We start from the raw sequence: 20,119 nt of genomic DNA, 5'->3' as shown, positions 1-20,119 counted from the left end.
GCCGCGACGCGCGCCGATGCCCGAAGTTGAGAGATACGCGATGACCGACCCGATCCACCTCGACGACGTGACCCTGTCCTACGGCGCGCACCGCATCCTCGACAGCATGACCCTGTCGGTCGCGGCCGGAAGCGTCACCGCGCTGCTCGGCGGCAACGGCGCGGGCAAGTCGACCACCCTGTCGGTGCTCCTCGGCTTCGCCAGACCGGCGAGCGGCACGGTGTCGGTGTGCGGGATCGACCCGGCGCGCGACCCGGACGGTGCCCGCCGCCGCATCGCCTATCTGCCCGAGAACGTCGCGCTCTACGACCATCTCACCGCCGCCGAGAACGCGGGCTACCTTCTCGCCCTGTCCGGCGAGCGCCCGGACCGTGCCTCGATCGCCGGGGCGCTGGCGGCGGCGGGGCTGCAGGAGCGTGCATGGGACCAGCGGCTGGGCGGCTTTTCCAAGGGGATGCGCCAGAAGGTCGCCATCGCGGTCGCGCTGTTGCGCGAGGTACCGGTGCTGCTGCTCGACGAGCCGACCTCGGGGCTCGATCCGCGTGCGACCGCCGACTTCAACGCGCTGCTCGCCAGCGTCCGCGACCGGGGCACCGCGGTGCTGATGGTGACGCACGACCTGCTGTCCGCCGCCGACGTCGCCGATCGCATCGGCTTTCTGGAAGGGGGCCGTCTGGTCGATCAGGTCGCCGCCCGCGGCAGCGAGCGCTTCGACGTGCGTGCGCTCCACACCCGCTTCCAGCTCGGCGCGGCGAAGGTGCCCGCATGAGCGCGGCCGTCCTGATCGCGCGCGACGAACTGCGCCTGCTGCGCCGCAACCGCGTTGCGGTGATCGCCATGATCCTGCTCGTGCTGCTCACGCTGGTCGCCGTGGCGAGCAGCTGGGCGCACCAGCGCGGCATCGCCGACCTGCGCGCGCGCCAGCAACACAGCGCCCAGGCAGCGTTCGATGCGCAGCCCGACCGGCATCCCCACCGCGTCGTCCACTACGGCACCTTCATCTTCCGTCCGCTGGGGCCGCTGGCGGCCTTCGATCCCGGCGTCGACGCCTTCACCGGCAATTCGATGTTTCTTGAAGGCCACCGCCAGAACAGCGCCAATTTCGGCGATGTCCGGCAAAGCTCGCTGCTGGTCCGCTTCGGCCAGTTGACTCCGGCCTTCGTGCTCCAGACCGTCGCCCCGCTGCTGCTGATCTTCCTCGGCTATGGCGCGCTCGCGCGGGAGCGGGAACGGGGAACGCTGCGGCTGCTCCTGTTGCAGGGCGTGTCGCGGCGCAGCGTGGTCGGCGGCAAGCTGCTGGCGCTGGGCGTGGTGGCGGCGATCGCCGCGCTGCCCGCCATGATCGGCTTCGTCGCCATCGCCGGCAGCCCCGGCGCGCTGGCGCTGCCGATGGCAGTCACCGCGCTCGGCTATGCCGCCTATCTGGCGCTGTGGGTGGTGGTCATCCTGCTCGTCTCGACGCTGGTCCGGCGCAGTCGCGACGCATTGCTCGCACTGGTGGCGATCTGGGCGGTAACCGCGGTGCTGCTGCCCCGCGTCGTTCCCGACGTCGCGGGCATCGCGGTGCCGCTGCGCAACCGGCTCCAGACCGATGTCGCGATCGCGCGCGAGCTGCGGCGGATGGGCGACAGCCACAACCCCGACGACCCGCACTATGCCGCGTTCAGGCGGTCGGTCCTCGCCCGCTACGGCGTCACCCGCATCGAGGATCTGCCGGTCAACTACAAGGGGCTGCTGGGGATGGAGGGCGAGCGGCTGACGTCCGAACTGTTCGACCGCTACACCGGCGAAAGCTACGCCGCGCAGCATCGGCAGATCGCGCTGGTCGATGCCGCGGGCGTCGTCAGCCCGACCATCGCCGTCCGCGCGCTGTCGATGGCGGCCGCGGGCACCGATTTCGCCGGGCACCGCCGCTTTCTCGAACAGGCGGAGGCGTACCGCTATGCGCTGGTCCAGCGGCTCAACCGGATGCAGGCGGAAGAGGTCCGCTACGCCGACGATGTCGCCGTCGACGCCGGTGCCGACCGGCGCAAGCGCGTGACCGCGACCAACTGGCGGGACATGCCCGATTTCGCCTTCGACCCGCCGGGCGGCGCGGTGCTTGCGCGCGACGCGCTGCCGGGGCTGGCGGTCGTGCTCGGCTGGCTCGCGGTCGCCGGGGTGCTGCTGGCCTTCGCCGCCCGTCGGCTGGGAGATGCGCGTTGACCCTGCTCGCCCATGAACTGCGCCTGCTGCTGCGCCAGCGGCTGACGGTGATCGCGCTGGCGCTGCTCGCGCTGCTGACGATCGCCGCCGTCGCGGCGGGCATGGCCGAGGTCGCCCGCCAGCGCGCCGCCATCGCCGCGATTCCCGCCGCGCAGGCGGAGGACATCGGCGCCATCGCCGCCTGGGTCGACAAGACGAAGGACGCGGGTTCCGCCGCCTATTACAGCTTCCATCCGACATGGGACGCGCCCGCGCCCCTCGCCTTCGCCGCGATCGGGATGCGGGACGTCTCGCCCTATATCCTGCGCGTCCGCGCGCTGGGGCTGGAGGCACAGGTCTGGGACGGCGACAGCTTCAATCCCGAACTGGCGCTGCCCGGCCGGTTCGACTTCGCCTTCGTGCTGGTGTTCGTGGCACCGCTGTTCGTCATCGCACTGTTCCACGACCTGCGCTCGGGCGAGCGCGAGGCGGGGCGCCTGCGGACGCTCGACGCCATGCCGGGCAGCCGCGGGCTATGGCGACGGCGCACCGGGCTGCGGATGCTGCTGCTGTGGACGGCGCTGTCGCTGCCCTTCGCCGTCGCCGCGGCGATCGAGGGGGTAGCGCCGGGTACGATCCTGATCGTCGCGCTGGTGATCGCCGCCTACCTGCTGTTCTGGGTCATGCTGGCGGCGCTGGTCGACCGCCTGCGCTGGAGCTCGGTGGCCAATGCCGCGACGCTGGCGGCGGCGTGGCTGGTGCTGGTGCTGATCCTGCCCACCCTTGCCAATGTCGGCATCAACGCCGCGCTGCCGATCACCCAGGGCGCCGAGATCGCGATGGCGCAGCGCGAGGCGGTCAACCGCGCATGGGACATCCCGCGCGAGGACACGATGCGGCGCTTCTACGCCGACCATCCGCAATGGTCCGATTCAGCGCCGCTCGGCACCGCATTCCACTATAAATGGTATTTCGCCTTTCACCAGAACGGCGACGCGCACGTGGCGCCGCTGGTCCGCGCCTATCGCGGCGGGCTGGAGGCACGCGACGCCGCGGGGCGTGCGCTCGGCTGGGTGCTGCCGTCGGTCGGCGTACAGGGGCTGCTCACCCGCCTTGCGCGCACCGACCTGCGGGCGCAGCTCGCCTATCAGGATCGCATCCGCGCCTTTCACGAACGGCTGCGCGGCTTCTACTACGGCTATCTGTTCCACGACCGCCCGTTCGGCAAGGCCGACTTCGCGCGCGCCCCCCGCTTCGGGGACCGACGCGACACCTGATGCGGACCGAGGGTGGCTGCACGCGCCGGCAAGTGGCGTGAGCGGGTCGGGCGCGGCCCCGGTCCATATCTGCCCGGGACTTTCCGGAAACGCGGGCGGGCAAGCGACCTCCTCGAACGGGCGACCGCGCCCACCCGGTTCCGACCCCGCAGCGCCTGTGCATGCTCGTGCGCAGCGGCGGGCAGCGGCATCGCCGATCATCGGAAGCGCGTTCCGAGACGGAGATAATAGAACGCTCCGTTCGCGCCGTCGGGATGAAGGAAGGAATAGCGATTGATCCCGTTCACCTGATTGGCGGCGATGAATTGCGCGGGATAGGTATCGAACAGGTTGTTGGCCCCGATCGTCAACCGGCTCGCATCGGTGAGGGCATAGGCGATTTCCACATTGGTATACCCCTTCGCGCCATAGCGTTCGTCATAGGCGGGATTGGTCGGGTGGACATAGGTGTAGCGACCGTAGAGCAACTGGTTCAGCGATGCAGAAAACCGCCCGAACCGCCAGTCGGCGCCCAGCACCGCCTTGTATTCCGGCGTGCCGACCTCGGGGTTGCGCAGGACGTTGCGCTGGAACAGCGCGACCGAACCGACCCGGTTCGGCTCCACCCGCAGCACGCGGGTCGCATACCGGCTGAACCCCGCCGACAGATCGAGGGTACCGGCCCCGCCGAGGTCGAGGGCGTACCGCGCGAGAATGTCGACGCCGCGCGTCCGCGTATCGATGCCGTTGGTGAAGAAGGTGATGCTCTTGTAGTCGGCGATGCCCGCCGCACGGGTCGCCGCCTCCACCACCGGACCGGTCAGCGCCTGCGTCGTCAGGATACGGTTGTCGACGCCGATCTGGTATGCATCGACCGTGATCGACGCATGCGCGGCCGGCCGCAGGACGATGCCCGCCGACACGTTGGTCGCGCGTTCGGGGTCCAGTCGCCCCCCGCCCAGCGCGATCGCCACCGGATCGTCGGGGCGCACCTGTCGCGTGCGATTGGGCGCGGGCACGATGCCGCTATGGTTCCAGGTTCCGGCATAGCCGCTGCTCTGGAACGCAATCTGCCCGACGCTGGGCGCATGATACCCGCTGCCAAGCGTACCGCGCAGCGCGAACGCGGGCGAGAAATCATAACGGGCCGATATCTTGCCGGTCGTCGTCCAGCCGAAGTCGGAATATTCCTCCCCCCGCACCGTCGCGTCGACCAGCAGGCGGTCGGTCACATGGAAATCGGCCCCGACATAGGCGCTGTAGACGGTACGATCGCCCCTGGTGACGTCCCATGGCGCGATGCCCTGTTCGGTGCCGCCCCAGGCGGCGGGCGATCCCGCATCCGGTCCGTCGAGGATCGGAACGCCGCCGTTGTTCCACGACTGCTCCTCGCCCGCACGTCCGACCCACCAGTTCTCGCGGCGGAAGGCGATACCGGCACGCAGCGCCAACGGCCGGGCGAGCCAGCCGACCGCCAAGTCGCGATCATATTCCAGCGCGACGTTCAGCTGGTCGGCGTTGACCTGCCCGACATACAGGTCGGTCCGGCTGTCGAGCCCGTAGCTCGGGGCAACGAGATTATAGTTATGCGTATCACGGATGTGCCGACCATAGACGACCGACAGGTCGAACCGGCCCGCGTCGCCCGCATCATGCCGCACGCCCCCCGCCGCCGACAGGTTCTGGTCGTAATAATCGCCGATCACCTGATGGCCGTCGGGAAAGATCGCGCGGATATTCACGCTGGACGACGGCACCTGCGGATTGACCCGGCTTCGCGTATCCGCCTTGGCATAGTTCAGCCAGCCATAGGCTTCGGTCGCGTCGGACAGGGGCAGCTTGCCGTTGAGCAGGGTCGAGAATTGCCGGACCCGGGCATTGCCCCATTGGCCGACATCGTCGCGACCGAAGGGTTCGCGCGGATCGGGCGTCCCGGCGTTGCTGGTGGCGGGCAGCAGCGTGCCGTTCGCGCCGATCCGGAAATAGCGCCGTCGGATGTCGGGTCCGCTGCGATCGGTCGATCCCCGCCGCGAGAAGTCGGCGCTGAGGTTCAGGAACCCGCCATCGCCCAGTCGGCTGCCGACCCAGCCGCTCAGCGCGCCGGTCTCGCCATCGCCCGCCCGGTAGCTGCCGAGGGTGGCGTCGAGCGCGCCGCCGTGATCGTCCTCGCGCAGGATCAGGTTCACCACCCCGGCGATCGCGTCCGATCCATATTGCGCGGAGGCACCGTCGAGCAGGATTTCGACGCGCGACAGCGCCGCCACCGGGATGGTGTTGATATCGGCATAGCCCGCCCCGCCATAGGGAAAGGTGCCGCCGGTCGCGACCGATCCATGCCGCCGCTTGCCGTCGACCAGTACCAGCGTCAGGTCGGGATTCTGTCCTCGCAGCGATGCCGACCGCGTCGCACCGCCCCCGACGCGGGCGGCGGCACCCTGCGGGAAGTTGAACGACGGCGCCGCACGGAACAGCGCCTGTTGCAGGGTGATCGCGCCGCCCTGTTCGATCGCCTCCCGCGAAACGACATCGACCGCGCTGGTGCCGGCCAGCGCCTGCGTCGCACGGCGGTTGCCGGTGACGACCAGCCCGTCGCCCTCCGGTTCCGGCGCGGCGTCGTCCGATGCTTCGACGCTGGCCGTGGCGATCGTCGGCACGCGCTGTGCCATGGTGTCCGATCCGCCGATGAAGCCGGTTACCAGCACGCCGACGGCGATCGTCGAGCGGTGGATGGTGTCGCGCATGTACGTCCCCCTTTGGTGTTGCCGGGGCGTAGCGTCGCAGTGGCACCGTCCTCTGTGCCGTCGGCGGTGCCGATCGCAGGATCGACGGCGTTCCGGTCCGCACCGGTGTCACGACGCCCCTTTCCGACGACGGTGCCGTCGGCGGCGGGCCGGGGTCAAACAACCATCCGGCATAACGTTATGCCGATATGCCCGCGGGACGGCGGGGATCAGGCGTCGGTCGCGAAGTACCGCGCGCGAACCGGCTCGATGCGGATCTGGTCGCCGATCGCGGGCGGGCTCCGGTCGCCGTCGAGGTCGATCTCCACCACCCCGATGCCGTCGGTCGCCTCGATCCGCCACGCGCCGCCCTTGCGGAACAGGTTGACGACACGCACCGGATCGCCGCCCTCGGCGACGATCGCGATGTCGTGCGGGCGGACATGGCGCCCGTCGGCCAGTTGGTTGGTCTCGCCCACGAACCCCGATACGAACGCGGTCGCCGGTTCCATATAGACCTGTTCGGGCGTGCCCGCCTGCACCAGCCTGCCCCGATCCATCACGAACACCCGGTCGGCCAGTTCGAGCGCTTCCTCCTGGTCATGGGTCACGAAGATCGAGGTCAGCCCCATCTCGCGATGAAGGTCGCGCAGCCAGCGGCGCAGGTCCTTGCGCACCTGTGCGTCCAATGCACCGAACGGTTCGTCGAGCAGCAGCAGTTTCGGCCGGACCGCCAGCGCGCGGGCGAGCGCCACCCGTTGCCGCTGCCCGCCCGACAGCTGGCCGGGATAGCGGTCGCCCAGCCCGGGGAGCCGGACGAAGCGCAGCAGTTCGTCGACCCGCGCGGCGATGTCCCGCCGCGACAATCCGTTGCGCCGCCGCCGCACGTCCAGCCCGAAGGCGATGTTGCGCGCGACGCTCATGTGCCGGAACAGCGCATAATGCTGGAACACGAAGCCGATGCCGCGTTCGGCCACGCCGTCGTTCGCCACGTCGCGACCGTCGATTTCGATCGTGCCGCCGTCCTGCGGCTCCAGCCCGGCGATGATGCGCAACAGCGTCGTCTTGCCCGATCCCGACGGCCCCAGCAGCGCGATGAATTCGCCCGCCGCGATATCGGCATCGATGCCGTGCAGCGCGGGATAGTCGCCGAAGCGTTTGGTGACCCCCGAAATCCGGATCAATGCCGTGCCCCCCTATGCAGGCCATGGCGCCATTCGAGCAGGTTGCGCCCGACCAGCGTGACCAGCGCCAGCAACGCCAGCAGGGTCGCGACCGCGAACGCGCCGACGAAGTCATATTCGTTGTACAGGATCTCGACATGCAGCGGCATGGTGTTCGTCTCTCCCCGGATATGGCCCGACACCACCGACACCGCGCCGAATTCGCCCATCGCGCGGGCGTTGCACAGCAGCACGCCGTACAGCAGCCCCCAGCGGATGTTGGGCAGCGTCACATGGCGGAACGTCTGCCAGCCACTCGCCCCCAGCGACACCGCCGCTTCCTCGTCGGCGCGACCCTGTTCGGTCATCAGCGGGATCAGTTCGCGCGCGACGAAGGGAAAGGTGATGAAGATCGTCGCCAGCACGATGCCCGGCACCGCGAAGATGATGCGCAGGTCGTGCGCCGCCAGCCACGGCCCCAACACCCCGTTGGCACCGAACAGCAGCACGAAGATCAGCCCCGACACCACCGGCGACACCGAAAACGGCAGGTCGATCAGCGTCAGCAGCACCGCCTTTCCCGGAAAATCGAACTTGGCGATCGACCATGCGGCGCAGATGCCGAATACGATGTTGAGCGGCACGCTGATCGCCGCGACCAGCAGCGTCAGGCGGATCGCCGCCAGCGCATCGGGATGGGTGATCGCCGACCAATAGGTGCCGAAGCCCTGCTTCAGCGCCTCAGCGAAGACCACCACCAGCGGCAGCAGCAGGACGAACGCCAGAAAGGCGATCGCCGCCGCGATCAACAGGCGCCGCGCCGTCATTCGCCCCTCCGGCGGCGAACGAACGCCTGCAACAGGTTGAGCGCGAGCAGGACGGCGAACGCGGCCAGCATCATGACCGTCGCGATCGCCGTCGCGCCGTCATAGGCATATTGTTCGAGCTGGGTGACGATCAGCAGCGGTGCGATCTCGGTCCGGCCGGGCATGTTGCCCGAGATGAAGATGACCGAGCCATATTCGCCGACCCCGCGCGCGAACGCCAGCGCGAAGCCGGTCAGCAGCGCCGGTCCCAGCGCGGGCAGGATGACGCGGGCGAAGGTCTGCCTCGGCGTCGCGCCCAGCGTCGCGGCGGCTTCCTCGACATCATGGCCGAGGTCGGCCAGCACCGGCTCGACGGTCCGCACCACGAACGGCAGGCCGATGAACACCAGCGCCAGCGTGATGCCGAGCGGGGTGAAGGCGACCTGGATGCCCGCCGCGTCCAGATACCGCCCGATCCACCCGTTCGGCGCGTACAGCGCGGTGAGCGCCACCCCGGCCACCGCGGTCGGCAGCGCGAAGGGCAGGTCGACCAGCGCGGAGACGATGCGCCGGCCCGGAAAGGCATAGCGCACCAGCACCCATGCGACGAGCAGGCCGAACACGGCATTGACCGCGGCCGCGGCAGCGGCGGTGCCGAAGCTCAGCCGATAGGCGGCGATCGCCCGGTCGGAAAGGCCGACCGCGACGAACCGGTCCCACCCCATCGTCGCCGTGCCGGCAAAGATGGTGGCGAGCGGCACGAGGACGATCAGCACCAGCCACACCAACGTGAAGCCGAACGTCGGCCTGAATCCGGGCAGCGGGGATCGCGGGCGCCAGCGCAGGCGACGATCACCCGTCATGACGGTCCGGCATCACTTCGCATAGATCCGGTCGAACACGCCGCCATCGTCGAAAAACCGCTTCTGCGCCTTGGCCCAGCCCCCGAAATCCCTGTCGATCGTCGCGAGGCGCAGTTCGGGAAACTGCGCCTTGAACCCGGCGGCGACCTTGGGGTCGCGCGGGCGATAGAAATTGCGCGCGATCAGCGTCTGCGCTTCGGGGGTGTAGAGGAATTCCAGATACGCCCTGGCCACCGCCTCGGTCTCGTTGCGCTTCGCATTGGCGGTGACGACCGCGACCGGCGGTTCGGCCAGCACCGACAGCGACGGCACGACGATCTCGAACTTGCCCTTGCCCAGTTCCTTCTCGGCGAGGAACGCTTCGTTCTCCCATGCCAGCAGCACGTCGCCGATGCCGCGTTCGACGAAGGTCGTGGTCGATCCGCGCGCACCGCTGTCGAGCACCGGCACGTTCGCATAGAGCCGCCGGACATAGTCCTCCGCCGCCGCGTCGGACCCGCCACCCGCCTCGCGGCCATGCGCCCATGCGGCGAGGAAATTCCACCGCGCGCCGCCGCTGGTCCTGGGGTTCGGGGTGATGACCTGCACGCCCGGCTTCACCAGATCGGCCCAGTCGCGAATCCCCTTGGGATTGCCGGTCCGCACGAGGAACACGATGGTCGAGGTATAGGGCGCGCTGTTGTCGGGCAGCGCCTTCTGCCAGTCGACGGGCAGCAGCTTGGCCTTTTCGGCCAGCACGTCGATGTCATAGGCGAGGCCCAGCGTCGCGACGTCGGCGGCAAGCCCGTCGAGGATCGCGCGGCTCTGCTTGCCCGAGCCGCCGTGGCTCATGCGGAAGGTGACGTCCTGTCCGGTCTGCGCCTTCCACCGGGCGGCGAAGGCGGGGTTGATCGCCTGATACAGTTCGCGGGTCGGGTCGTAGCTGACGTTGGTCAGCTGGACCGTCTTCCCATCCCCGCCGCCACCGCCGGAACAGCCCGCGAGCGCGAGGGTAAGGGCACTGGCGATGAGCAGGCTGCGACGGTTCATGGTTGCGGTCCTCGGCTTGGGGGTCGCGGTCATTGGGCGACGGTGGCGACGTGAAGGTCGGCCCGCTCGGAAAAGCGGAGCGGCGGGCATGGCGCGGCGGATGGCTTCCCCCGGGACGGCGTGGTCGCCGTCTGCGGCGCGCACATCTCGATCAGGCTATAGGCATAGTTGCGCAGCAACATGCCCTTCAGGATCGCCACCTTGGTGGTGTTCGGCCGGAAGAAGCGCGACGCTCCTTCGATCGCCACCAGCCCGTCGGCGACCCCGTTGTGCAGCGCCATCTGGGCGATGATGCCGACGCCCAGACCCAGTCGGACATAGGTCTTGATCGCCTCCGCATCCATCGCCGTCATCCGCACGTCGACCGCCAGCCCTGCCGCAGCGAACGCCTCGTCGATCTGCGAGCGGCCGGAGAAGCCCGGCGTGTAGGTCACGATCGGGTACCCCGCGATATCCGCCAGCGTCGGCGCCGGATCGCCGGCCAGCGGATGGCCGGTCGGCACGATCACGACATGGTCCCAGGTGAAGCAGGCGAATGTCTGAAGCTCGGGATAGTCGTCGACGGCTTCGGTCGCGAGGCCGATATCCGCCTCCCCCTTCAGCAACAGGTCGGTGACGTAGCGCGGCGTGCCCTGGCGCAGTTCGACCTCGACATCCGGATAGCGGCGGCTGAACCGCGCCAGCAACGGGGGCAGGACATAGCTTGCCTGATTGTGGGTGGCAGCGACGACCAGCCGACCGCGGTGATCCTGCGCGAAGCGCTCCGACAGGCGTTTGAGGTTTTCGGCCTCGTTCAGCAGCCGCTCGACCACCGGCGCCACATCCTCGCCCGCCTTGGTCAGGCCGGTCAGCCGCTTGCCCCGCCGGACGAAGATGTCGGTCTTGAGTTCGGCCTCCAGTTCCTTGATCTGCTTGCTGACCCCGGATTGCGACGTGAACAGCCGTTCTGCGACCTCGGTCAGGTTGAAGTTATGTTCGACCGCGGCACGAATATATCGCAACTGCTGAAAGTTCACGGCATGGCTCCCCGCATCGGATGCGTCGCCGGCCCGTCCCCGAGGTCGTACATCCTGCCATCTTGCTACCGATCGACCGCGTCCGGGTCAGCATTCCCGTTTGTTGCGCCCCCGATAGATATCCTATCAGAACGATATGCATTCCCGCGTCTAGCATAAGCTCCGGCGGCGCGGGGAGCGCGCGGTATGACAATGGGGATTCCGGCGATGCGCAAGGCACGGGTGGTTCTGACGACGATCGGTACGGCGGCGCTGCTGGCGTCGTGCAACTCCGCCCCGCCGTCGACGCCGGGGGCGATCCCCATGCGCGAGTTCATGGGGCATGTGATGTTCCCCAATGCCGAACGGCTATGGGCATGGACCGCGCTGGAAATCGACCGTAGCGGCGAACATGATGCCCGCCCGAAGGACGATGCCCAGTGGGAAGCGGCGGAGAGCGACGCGCTGACCATCGACCAGCTGGCGATCGTGCTGGCGCAGCCGGGCTATCGCATCGACGACCCGCGCTGGGACGGGCAGCTGGCGGCGCTGCGGGCAACGGCCCGCGACAGCGCGCGGGCGGCGGAGGCCGGGGATTTCGGCAAGCTGGTCGCGGCGGGCAACCGGCTGAACGAACGCTGCGTATCGTGCCACACGATGTTCGCGCCGCAGCTGGAGGCGATCCCGACCCCTGCGCCCCGGTCCTGATCCCGGGGCAGCGGGGTCGGGCGTCTCAGCGCGCGATGATCGGTCCGTCGAGCGGTACGCCGACTGCCCCGCCCCCGAACGGGCCGTTGTTTTCGACGCAGATGCGTTCGGGCTGTTCGTTGAGCAGCGGCTTACCCGGCCGGTTGGCCGCCGCAACCTCGTAATGCCATCCGTCGACCGCGTCCGCCTCGGTATAGCGGCGCACCGGGATGGTCAGCGTCCATGGGCGCGAATAGACGGTCGGATCGGTGATCGTCGCATGATAGGTGTAGCGCGTGCCGTCATTGTCGAACACGAAGCGTTCGCGCACCGTCGCGTTCTCGCTCATGAAATCGCCGGAGCGACCGAACAGCGCCTTGCCGTTGTTGTTGGCGACGTCGACGACCAGCGTGTTGCCCTCCCAATGTCCGATGGAGTCCCCGTTCCAAAGCTTGACCGTGGGTGCGAGATGCGCAGTCTCGTTCAGGCGGACGATCCGCGATCCCGAATTGAACAGCAGCAGGACATAGCCGGGATATTGGCGGATCTCGTACCCGTGCCACATGAACGATTTCGGCACCCCGGCCGGCGCGCAGCGCGCCAGCGGCTCGATATAGCGCGGCTTGACCGGGTTCGCGAAATTGGCCGCGAAGTCGCGCTGGAGCGCGCGGGCGGCCGGCAGATACGGCACCTGTCCGTCGGCCGGGTCCGAAACGCGGCTGGGCGCACGCTGGTCACGCGGCAGCGCCGCCAGCTTCGATGGCTCGCCCGGTGGCCCGACCTGCGGATCGGTGAAGTTGCTGTGGTTGGCGACCGTGTTCGACCAGTGCCCCGACACATCGGGCTGCCCGTCCGCCAGTCGCGCGCCACGCCATTCGCCGGGTGCGACGATCGGCACCTCACGCTGCCAGCGTATCTGCTGGGCGGGCGGCGGTGTCGCGGGCGCGGTATCCTGCACGACCGCTCCGGCCAGCGTCAGTGCGGCGATCTGCCATGCGGGCATCATTTGCCCTCCTTGTGCGGATAATATCGGTCATAGGGCAGGGTGAAGCAGTAATCCTCGATCAGCCGGAAACCGGCATCGCGACGACGGTGGAGCAGCACGTCGATCTGCCATGGACGGCTGAACACCTTCGGATCCTCGATCGTGGCGCGATAGGCGATGGTGTCGCGATCGACGAACGACCAGCGTTCGACGACATGCAGCTGATCGCTGTGATAGTTTCCGGCCCGGTCGAGCCAGGTTTCCTCGTTGAAATCGGTGACGTCGACGACCAGCGTGTCGCCGTCCCACGTCCCGCGCGCATCGCCGAGGAAGAAGCCCTGCTCCTTTTCCGCCGGATGGTCGGTTCCGTTGGTATGGATGGTGCGGACCTGATGGCCGAACTGGTGGAGCAGCGTCAGGTCGCGGTCGCGCTGGAATATCTGGAACGGTGCGGGGTAATAGACGCTGCGCGGCGTTCCGAGGATCCAGCATTTCAGGCGCGGGTCGTCCGTCTCGCGCGCCGCATGGTTGCGCTGACGCTGCGCCAGCGCTTCGGGACGATAGGGGATGACGCCGCCTGCGACCACGCCCGGTCCCGGCGGCGCGTCGCGACGACCGGCATGGGGTTCGAGGTCGTAATCGGCTTCGCTCAGGGTCTGCCAGATGCCGGAGAAATCGGGACGGCCGCCCGGCAGACGCGGGATCGCCGCGGTCGCTGCCGATGGTGCGGTCGCGGGCGTCTGTGCTGCGATCGGAACCGTCGTCACCGCCGCCAGCAACAGGGCCGTGCCCAGCCGGATACCGCTCATCGGCGCGCCGCCGGGGCGTCGGGAGCGCTGCCGGTCTGGACCCGGCGACCGTCCCCGAGCGTCAGCGTCTGCGCATAGCCGAACGGGCCGCCGTTCTTGGCGCGGAACCCGTCGACCCGGACCACCGAACCGGGTCGCACATCGTCCTTGCCCAGGCCCTTGACCTTCAGCGAATTGGGTGTGCCGAACTCGAACCCCCAGTTGACGACATTGCCGGCGCGATCCTTCACGTCGAGATACAGCCAGCTATGCGGGTTGACGAAACGGACCTTGGAGATCGTTCCCTGCACCGTTACCGGCCTGGCAGCGTCGAATTCGGCGGCGAAGGCGTGGTGCGCGTCGCTGCGGGTCGCGACGGTGATCGACGCCGCCCCCGCCAGCAGGGCGGCAAGCGTCATGATGGTCGTTCGATTCATGGGTGCATCCTTCAGAAATGCGAACGCAGCAGCAGGCCGACATAGCGGCGGGCACCGATCCCGTCGTACCCGACCGGCGCGGTGTTGCTGAAATCGTTCACGCTGGTGGTGTAGTGGACGTCGAACAGGTTCTTCGCGACGAGGCTCAGTTCGATCCGCCCCGCCCCCGCACGCCGGAACACGCCGATGCCGACGTCGGTCAGGTGATAGGCCCGCTGATAGCCATATTCGGACAGGAGCTGTTCGAGGTTGTGCGCCGATCGGTAGCTGTCATTGGCAAAGGCGGTGATGCCGAAGCCCGCCGCCAGTTCGCGTGCGAACTGGAACCCGGCAAGCGCGGTCCAGCGCGGCGCGCCGACGATCTGGCGGCCGCTGTTGTCGCACACGCCCTGCGTCGTCGGAAAGGACCGGGGGCAGGTCGCGGTCGACCAGTCGCCATAGGTCGCGACGTTCCATGCGCCGCCGACGTTGATCGACAGCCCGCCGCCGACATCGACCACCCCTTCCGCCTCCACGCCGCGCGCGTCGATGCCGGGAATGTTGCCGAGGCGCGAACTGTATCCGGTCGCCGATGCCGGATCGACCTCGCTGGTCACATTCTGATAGTCGCGAACGCGGGTGTAATAGAGGTTGGCGTTGAGCGTCAGCCGCCGGTCGAACCACCGCCCCTTGAACCCCAGCTCGAAATCGAGCGCCTTTTCGGGTGCGACGTTGCGCCGGGTGCCGTTGTTCTCGAACGCGACCGCGCCCGATTTCTCGCCGCTGCTGGCCGAGGCGTACAGCAGCACGTCGTCGTTCAGCCGGACGCTCGGATTGACCAGCCACGCGATCGCATCGTCGCGGATCGGATCGCCGACGATCGTCGCATAGCTGGCGCCCAGTTGCGCCGCACGGATCGCGTCGGCCGTGGCGTTCCCGGTCGACACCAGCGCCGATCCGTCGGCGAAGGACGACGACCGGGCGATGCTGTTGGCCTTCTGCTCGCGGGTGTAGCGCAGGCCGAGCGTCAGCGACAACCGATCGGTCGCCGCCCAGTCGACCTGCGCGAACGCCGCCTGGCTGTCCGACACCGGGTTCTGATAGGTCGTCTGGAACACGTCGGCGAGCGAGGCACGCAGTGCCGCGACACCCGCACCGTTACGCAGCGCGGCATATTGGGCGTTGGTCGCATAGAAGGCGCCGGCATCGGCCCCGTACAGGTTGCGACTGGTCGACCGCGTCTCGATCCCGAAGAAGTACAGCCCGGCCTGATAGGACAGGCGCGGCAGGGCCTGCCCGGCGAAGCGGAACTCCTGCGACCATTGGTCGGTATCGACCAGCGTCCCCCCGCGCGCGATCGCGAAGCGGGTCTGTTCGCTGTCGTTCTTCGCATCGAAGCCGAACTTGCGCACGGCGGAGATAGAGGTGATCGTGACCGGCCCGGCGTCCCAGGTGGCGATGGCCGAGATGCCGCGATTGCGCGTCACCAGCGGTTCGGCCATGTCCATGTCGATCGTGTTCCACGATCCGATGATCGGTTTGTACCCACCGAAATAGGCGCGCGCGAGCCGCGTGGTATAGGTCGTACCGCGCACCGACCCGTCGTTCAGCGTGACCGGATCGACCATGAACGGCTTGGTATTGCTGTTCTCGTTCGTTTCGGCGGCATCGGCGTTGATCCGCACCGAAAACCGGTCGCCGGGGGTGAACAGCAGCTGCACCCGCCCGCCCCAGCGATTGCGTTCGTGCCAGCGTTCGCCGGTCGATACGTTCAATATGTCGCCGCTCTGCCGATCGATGAAGCCCGACGCGCGGATCGCCAGCACATCGTCGATCACCGCGTCCGAATAGGACGCACGCGCCTTGACCGCTTCGTGCGACAAGCCGGTTTCGAGGTCGAGCGTCGCCTGCCGGGCGAAGCTCGGGGCCTTGCTGGTATATTTGATGACGCCGAGCGAGGTGTTCTTGCCGAGCAGCGTACCCTGCGGCCCGCGCAATATCTCGATGCGTTCCAGATCGGTGAAGTCCTGATAGGTCATGCCGACATGGCCGAGGAAGACGTCGTCGACGATCACCCCGACCGCCGCTTCCATATTGTCGTTGCCGCTGGTCTTGCCGATCCCGCGCAGCGACACGCCGGTCCGCCGGGCATTCGGCGTGGTCGCGGTCAGGCCGGGCGAACGCTGCGTCAGGTCGGCGAGGGTGAACACCCGCTGCTGCGCGATCGTCGCCGCACCAACGACCGAGATCGGGATCGGCACGTCATCGACCCGCTCGGTTCGGTTGCGGGCCGTAACGAGGATTTCCAGTTCTTCCTCCGGCGCGGTTTCACCCTCGGACGCCGTTTCCCGTTCGGGGCGTGCTTCCGCTTCGGGAACGTCGCGCGCCGACGCCGGGACGGCAGTCACCAGCGTGACCAATCCCGCCAGGGCGATGCCACCACGCTTCATTTGCCCGGCCGATCCACGCCGCGCGTCAGCGTCGCGATGCGATAGACGCTGCCGCGCCCGACGACATAGAGTTTCGAGCGATCCGCCCCGCCGAAGGCCAGGTTCTGCGGCGCGTTGGGGATCGGCAAGATGCCGAGTGCCGCGCCGTCCGCCCCGAACACCTCGACACCGGCGCTGGTGGCGACGAACACGCGGCCCTCGGCATCGACGGCGATACCGTCCGCCCCGCTGCGCGGCCCCGCCGGGGTCTGGCGATAGCCGGCCAGTCGGGCAAAGGCGCGCCTCGTCCCCGGCGTTCCGTCCCGCGCCAGCGGATAGGCGAGCAGCGTGTCGCCATAGCTGTCGGCGACATACAGGGTCGTCTCGTCCGGGCTCAGCGCCACGCCGTTCGGCCGCGCGATATCGTCGGCGACCCGCGCGACGCGCCCCCTGGGATCGAGCCAGTAGAGCGCGGTTTTCACCGGCGGCGCGCCGGGCTGCGGCGCGGCGCCGGGATCGGTGAAATAGATGTCGCCGCGCCGCGCCGCCGCCAGGTCGTTCGGGCGATTGAACGGCACCTTGCCGAACGCCGATGCCAGTTGCTTCGCCCTGGGCTTCAGCACGGCGACCGCCGGTTGCGCGGTCTGTACCGCGATCAGGTCCCCCGCGGCACTGACCGCCAGCGCATTCGCCGCGCCGGTCTTGTCGAGATAGGTCGAGACGGCGTGGTCGGGCGCGATTCGGACGATCCGGTCGGCGCGGTTCTCGGTGAACAGGATCGATCCGTCGGTCCACCGCACCGGCCCTTCGGTCCCGTCGAAACCCTCGCGAACGACCTCCACCCGCGTATCGGCGGCGACGACCCCCGGGATCGCGGGCGTGACGAAGCGGCGCCCCGACACCTGCCCGCCGGCCGCGGCATAATCCTCGATCCCCAGCACGCCGGCGACGGTAAAGCCCTTCGCCGCCAGCAGCGCCGCGGCGCGGCGGGCGCGTCCGGCGTGGTTCGATACCGGCACGATCCGGCGGTCGCGGGGAATGACGGCGAGGAAGCGGTCCAGTTCGCTCGCCTGGATGTTCAGAAAGGCGGGCACGCTGCCGATGGCGCTGATTTCATCCGCGCGGCGAACGTCGAGGAACAGGACATCGCCGGGCGTGGCCAGCAGCGCGTCGACCTGCGCCTTTGTCAGGGCGGGCACTTCCGCCGTGACGGCCGGGGCGATTGCCGCGGTCGGCGACTGTGCAGCCGCTCCGGCCGCAACAAAGGCTGCGGCCGCGACCAATGCGCCGCCGACGTAGCGTCGATATCTCCTGTGCTCCATGCGGATCTCCCCCGTACGTGATTGGAGCGATCAGCCTAGGCGCAACGCCGGGGCGTCCGAACCAAGCATTGCGCGTTTGCATATGCCGACATGCGCTAAGCGATCAGGTCGTCCGCTCAGCTGAAGCCCAGCCAGCGGCCGGCAACGGCAACCGTCACCCAACTGAGCGACGAGGCGAGCGCCAGCACCTGCGTCACCGGGCGTCGCCACAGGTCGCGACCGGCCCGCACGACCGTCACCACGGCCAGTGCCGCACCGAACGTCGCGATCAGCACGACGCCTGCGCCCAGCCCGGTCGTGCCCGCAAACAGGGTAAGCGCCGTGCCCAGGAGCGCGAACGCGACCAGTGCGGCGACGGCCCCGACCCGCCCGGTCGCTTCCCCGCCCCGCCGCGCGCGGCGCAGTATCACCGCGCCCAGCAGCAGGGCAGCGACGAGTGCCACCATCTTGACAAGAAAGGCGGCGCTGGGCAGCAGCGTTCGCGCGGTGGTGGCGGCCATCGCGATGCCGGTGAGAAGCAGGCCGTATATCCCGACCCGGAACCATGGACGGAGGCCGCGTTCGATCGTTTCGACCGGAACGTCGCGCAGGACCACCCCTGCCATCCGCAGATTGAGCGTCAGCACCGTGCCGCCCAGCGCTGCCAACGACAACAGGTGCAGCGTCTCCACAACCGCGAAGATCCATACCGTATCGTTGAAGAAGCGGATGACCGGCGTTTGCGCCAGTCGTTCGAGCGGGGCCTGTACGCCGGGCAGCAGATCGAGGAGGCTGACGCGCATCAGAACGCACTCCCCGCCGCATCGGCCAGCAGGCGGGCGCGTACCGCACAGCCCGACGCCGCGGCGATCACCCGCCCCGCGCCTTCGCAGGAAAACCAGTCATAGGCGAGATAGCGGCCCGCGGCGATCACCGCGATCCACGCCGTCAGCGAGACGCCGGCCGCCACCCGCACGGATCGCGGCGGGACCGCCGCAGCGTCCCAGCGCGCCTGATCCCGCCGGGCGCGGACGTGAAACAGGAAGATGTTGGCAGCGGCAATCAGCAGCACCGCAACCTTCAGCCTGAACACGAAATTATAGTAATATTCGATCGGGTTGGCGAAAAACAGGCCAAGCCCGGTCACGATCATGACGGCGAACCCCGCGACCGTATAGGGCAGCAGCGTCGCGGAGATGCGGGACACCGGCACGCTGCGGAAGGTCCAGCCCAGCAGGCGCAGGTCGACCAGCAGGATCGTACCGGCAAACAGCATCAGCGTGACGACATGCGCGCCTTCAAGCAGCATCCAGAGATATTCCGACGACTGCAGCCGCGCGCTCCACGACGTATCGGCAATGATCGCGCCGGCCGCGTCCCGCTCCGCACCGAGCGTATATCGCAAATAGGGTAGTAGCTGCTGCATCATCGGTCGGCATGTCCACATCCGCCCCGGACGACCCGGTGCCGGTGGTCTTTGCTACCCAGCGGGGGGCAGGGTCCGAACCAAGCTATTGGAATATGCTTAGTCCGGTCCGTGGCATCGGCTGCCGCCGGATCACCTGCGGCAAGCCTTTCCTTCGTTTGGAAAGGCACGGTTACTTCCCCAAGCCGCGACCGCCGCGTCACAAGCCGTGGCATGACCGAAAACCTCGCCATTCCTTGCAACACCCACAATGGTTCACGCCATTGTCCGCCACGTTCGGCCGTCGCGGGATCGCGTATGAACGCCTGTCGCCGGACACGGCCTTCGATCTCGCGCTCGTCCCCCTGCCGCTCATCCTAAACCGGCTTGCGATGTCGGCGCTCCTGCACAAGGCGGAACACCCGATCTTCCGGACACAGTCGCTGCTGGTACGCCGTAAGCGTGGCCTGAGGGCCGCCTTGCCCGTTTGGCCGTAGCCGGGATGCTTATCGTCTTTGACGAGGGCGCGGGCGGTGCGGGAAGTTTTCGGTTCTGAGACTGGTCGTACGAGCGCTCGTACGACTGGTCGTGTGGAGGTGGTCGGCCGGGTATCGGGCCGACGGAGCTGGTCGGACGCGGAGAAGCTGGAGATCCTGGCCGAGGCGTTCCGGCCGGGCGTGCGGGTCCGTGATGTCATCGCCCGGCGCGAGGTGTCGAGCAGCCTGATCTATACGTGGCGCAAGCAGGCGCGGCTGGGCAAGCTGGGCGGGGTCGCGCCTGCGCTGCCGGCATTCGCCGAGGTGCGCGTGGCCGATGTCGCCGCACCTGCGCCGCAGCCGGCGACATCCACGTCTGGCCTCATCTGCATCGAATTTCCGGGTGGCGTCCGAGTGAGCGTGGACGGGTCGGTGGACGCCGGCGCGCTGGCGCGAGTGTTGTCGGTGCTGCGTTGAGCCCCACGCCGTTGCCGACGCGGGTGTTCCTGGCGTGTGGCGTCACCGACATGCGCAAAGGGTTCGATGGCCTGGCGGTACTGGTGCAGCAGGTGCTGGCCCAGAACCCGCACTCGGGCGCGTTGTTCGCGTTCCGGGG

The 20,119-nt window shown here is 68.5% G+C and carries 19 protein-coding genes; 6 read left to right on the top strand and 13 right to left on the bottom strand.

The window, feature by feature from the left end; translation table 11 throughout:
- Positions 1–40: 40 nt before the first annotated feature.
- Genes ABLE43_RS08905 through ABLE43_RS08895 form a run of 3 tightly spaced genes read left to right on the top strand, consistent with a single transcriptional unit; the run spans position 41 to position 3,461 of the window.
- Complete coding sequence (locus tag ABLE43_RS08905) at positions 41–769, top strand: ABC transporter ATP-binding protein (RefSeq protein ID WP_348978141.1); 729 nt, start codon at positions 41–43, stop codon at positions 767–769.
- Positions 766–2,205, top strand: a complete 1,440-nt coding sequence (locus ABLE43_RS08900; RefSeq protein ID WP_348978140.1) for an ABC transporter permease — start codon at positions 766–768, stop codon at positions 2,203–2,205. Before ABLE43_RS08905 ends, ABLE43_RS08900 begins: the two co-directional genes overlap by 4 nt.
- The gene (locus ABLE43_RS08895; RefSeq protein WP_348978139.1) at positions 2,202–3,461 is read left to right on the top strand and encodes a DUF3526 domain-containing protein; all 1,260 of its coding nucleotides are present in this window, start codon (positions 2,202–2,204) and stop codon (positions 3,459–3,461) included. Before ABLE43_RS08900 ends, ABLE43_RS08895 begins: the two co-directional genes overlap by 4 nt.
- A gap of 197 nt (positions 3,462–3,658) precedes the next feature.
- Here ABLE43_RS08895 and ABLE43_RS08890 read toward each other — a convergent pair whose 3' ends face one another.
- The 6 genes from ABLE43_RS08890 to ABLE43_RS08865 form a co-directional block, all read right to left on the bottom strand.
- Positions 3,659–6,181: a TonB-dependent receptor plug domain-containing protein gene (locus tag ABLE43_RS08890; RefSeq protein ID WP_348978138.1), complete on the bottom strand. Its 2,523-nt coding sequence runs from the start codon at positions 6,179–6,181 to the stop codon at positions 3,659–3,661.
- 209 nt (positions 6,182–6,390) lie between these two features.
- The gene (locus ABLE43_RS08885; protein ID WP_348978137.1) at positions 6,391–7,344 is read right to left on the bottom strand and encodes a sulfate/molybdate ABC transporter ATP-binding protein; all 954 of its coding nucleotides are present in this window, start codon (positions 7,342–7,344) and stop codon (positions 6,391–6,393) included.
- Complete coding sequence (cysW, locus tag ABLE43_RS08880; RefSeq protein ID WP_348978136.1) at positions 7,341–8,150, bottom strand: sulfate ABC transporter permease subunit CysW; 810 nt, start codon at positions 8,148–8,150, stop codon at positions 7,341–7,343. Before cysW ends, ABLE43_RS08885 begins: the two co-directional genes overlap by 4 nt.
- Positions 8,147–8,992 carry a sulfate ABC transporter permease subunit CysT gene (gene cysT / locus ABLE43_RS08875; protein ID WP_348978135.1) on the bottom strand — a complete coding sequence of 282 codons (846 nt, stop codon included), beginning with the start codon at positions 8,990–8,992 and terminating at the stop codon, positions 8,147–8,149. The genes cysW and cysT overlap by 4 nt, the downstream gene beginning before the upstream one ends.
- Before the next feature lie 12 nt (positions 8,993–9,004).
- A complete protein-coding gene (locus ABLE43_RS08870) occupies positions 9,005–10,021 on the bottom strand; it encodes a sulfate ABC transporter substrate-binding protein (RefSeq protein ID WP_348978134.1) in 1,017 nt (338 codons plus the stop codon).
- A 29-nt stretch (positions 10,022–10,050) separates the two neighbouring features.
- On the bottom strand, positions 10,051–11,037 hold the full coding sequence (locus ABLE43_RS08865) for a LysR substrate-binding domain-containing protein (RefSeq protein WP_348978133.1): 987 nt from the start codon (positions 11,035–11,037) through the stop codon (positions 10,051–10,053).
- Positions 11,038–11,223: 186 nt separating this feature from the next.
- On the opposite strand from ABLE43_RS08865, the gene ABLE43_RS08860 reads away from it, so the two are divergent.
- On the top strand, positions 11,224–11,724 hold the full coding sequence (locus tag ABLE43_RS08860) for a hypothetical protein (protein ID WP_348978132.1): 501 nt from the start codon (positions 11,224–11,226) through the stop codon (positions 11,722–11,724).
- Positions 11,725–11,749: 25 nt separating this feature from the next.
- On the opposite strand, the gene ABLE43_RS08855 is transcribed toward ABLE43_RS08860, so the two are convergent.
- The 7 genes from ABLE43_RS08855 to ABLE43_RS08825 form a co-directional block, all read right to left on the bottom strand.
- Positions 11,750–12,709 carry a hypothetical protein gene (locus tag ABLE43_RS08855; protein WP_348978131.1) on the bottom strand — a complete coding sequence of 320 codons (960 nt, stop codon included), beginning with the start codon at positions 12,707–12,709 and terminating at the stop codon, positions 11,750–11,752.
- A complete protein-coding gene (locus ABLE43_RS08850) occupies positions 12,706–13,497 on the bottom strand; it encodes a hypothetical protein (RefSeq protein WP_348978130.1) in 792 nt (263 codons plus the stop codon). Before ABLE43_RS08850 ends, ABLE43_RS08855 begins: the two co-directional genes overlap by 4 nt.
- Positions 13,494–13,913, bottom strand: a complete 420-nt coding sequence (locus ABLE43_RS08845) for a DUF6152 family protein (RefSeq protein ID WP_348978129.1) — start codon at positions 13,911–13,913, stop codon at positions 13,494–13,496. The genes ABLE43_RS08850 and ABLE43_RS08845 overlap by 4 nt, the downstream gene beginning before the upstream one ends.
- 11 nt (positions 13,914–13,924) lie before the next feature.
- Positions 13,925–16,342: a TonB-dependent receptor gene (locus tag ABLE43_RS08840; RefSeq protein WP_348978128.1), complete on the bottom strand. Its 2,418-nt coding sequence runs from the start codon at positions 16,340–16,342 to the stop codon at positions 13,925–13,927.
- Positions 16,339–17,643, bottom strand: a complete 1,305-nt coding sequence (locus ABLE43_RS08835; protein ID WP_348978127.1) for an SMP-30/gluconolactonase/LRE family protein — start codon at positions 17,641–17,643, stop codon at positions 16,339–16,341. The genes ABLE43_RS08840 and ABLE43_RS08835 overlap by 4 nt, the downstream gene beginning before the upstream one ends.
- 116 nt (positions 17,644–17,759) lie before the next feature.
- Positions 17,760–18,425, bottom strand: a complete 666-nt coding sequence (locus ABLE43_RS08830) for a DUF6644 family protein (protein WP_348978126.1) — start codon at positions 18,423–18,425, stop codon at positions 17,760–17,762.
- Entirely contained in the window at positions 18,425–19,027 is a 603-nt protein-coding gene (locus ABLE43_RS08825; protein ID WP_348978125.1) for a DUF6644 family protein, read from the bottom strand. Before ABLE43_RS08825 ends, ABLE43_RS08830 begins: the two co-directional genes overlap by 1 nt.
- Before the next feature lie 590 nt (positions 19,028–19,617).
- Here ABLE43_RS08825 and tnpA point away from each other — a divergent pair.
- Entirely contained in the window at positions 19,618–19,980 is a 363-nt protein-coding gene (gene tnpA, locus ABLE43_RS08820; protein WP_007407193.1) for an IS66-like element accessory protein TnpA, read from the top strand.
- Positions 19,977–20,119 (top strand): IS66 family insertion sequence element accessory protein TnpB (gene tnpB, locus ABLE43_RS08815; protein ID WP_425475248.1); only part of this gene is annotated, 143 nt, incomplete at its 3' end. The genes tnpA and tnpB, both read left to right, overlap by 4 nt.

It is taken from the genome of Sphingomonas silueang, assembly GCF_040049155.1.
Lineage (GTDB): Bacteria > Pseudomonadota > Alphaproteobacteria > Sphingomonadales > Sphingomonadaceae > Sphingomonas > Sphingomonas silueang.
Note: the sequence above shows the minus strand (reverse complement) of the source record. Positions and strands in the feature narration are given on the sequence as shown.

Excerpts from the sequence above, each read along its gene's own strand:
- cysT (WP_348978135.1), bottom strand. The coding sequence starts at position 8,992 with ATGACGGGTGATCGTCGCCTGCGCTGGCGCCCGCGATCCCCGCTGCCC.
- ABLE43_RS08860 (WP_348978132.1), top strand. The coding sequence starts at position 11,224 with ATGACAATGGGGATTCCGGCGATGCGCAAGGCACGGGTGGTTCTGACG.
- ABLE43_RS08835 (WP_348978127.1), bottom strand. The coding sequence starts at position 17,643 with ATGGAGCACAGGAGATATCGACGCTACGTCGGCGGCGCATTGGTCGCG.
- cysW (WP_348978136.1), bottom strand. The coding sequence starts at position 8,150 with ATGACGGCGCGGCGCCTGTTGATCGCGGCGGCGATCGCCTTTCTGGCG.
- ABLE43_RS08840 (WP_348978128.1), bottom strand. The coding sequence starts at position 16,342 with ATGAAGCGTGGTGGCATCGCCCTGGCGGGATTGGTCACGCTGGTGACT.
- ABLE43_RS08905 (WP_348978141.1), top strand. The coding sequence starts at position 41 with ATGACCGACCCGATCCACCTCGACGACGTGACCCTGTCCTACGGCGCG.
- ABLE43_RS08845 (WP_348978129.1), bottom strand. The coding sequence starts at position 13,913 with ATGAATCGAACGACCATCATGACGCTTGCCGCCCTGCTGGCGGGGGCG.
- ABLE43_RS08855 (WP_348978131.1), bottom strand. The coding sequence starts at position 12,709 with ATGATGCCCGCATGGCAGATCGCCGCACTGACGCTGGCCGGAGCGGTC.
- ABLE43_RS08900 (WP_348978140.1), top strand. The coding sequence starts at position 766 with ATGAGCGCGGCCGTCCTGATCGCGCGCGACGAACTGCGCCTGCTGCGC.
- ABLE43_RS08830 (WP_348978126.1), bottom strand. The coding sequence starts at position 18,425 with ATGCGCGTCAGCCTCCTCGATCTGCTGCCCGGCGTACAGGCCCCGCTC.
- ABLE43_RS08850 (WP_348978130.1), bottom strand. The coding sequence starts at position 13,497 with ATGAGCGGTATCCGGCTGGGCACGGCCCTGTTGCTGGCGGCGGTGACG.
- ABLE43_RS08890 (WP_348978138.1), bottom strand. The coding sequence starts at position 6,181 with ATGCGCGACACCATCCACCGCTCGACGATCGCCGTCGGCGTGCTGGTA.
- ABLE43_RS08870 (WP_348978134.1), bottom strand. The coding sequence starts at position 10,021 with ATGAACCGTCGCAGCCTGCTCATCGCCAGTGCCCTTACCCTCGCGCTC.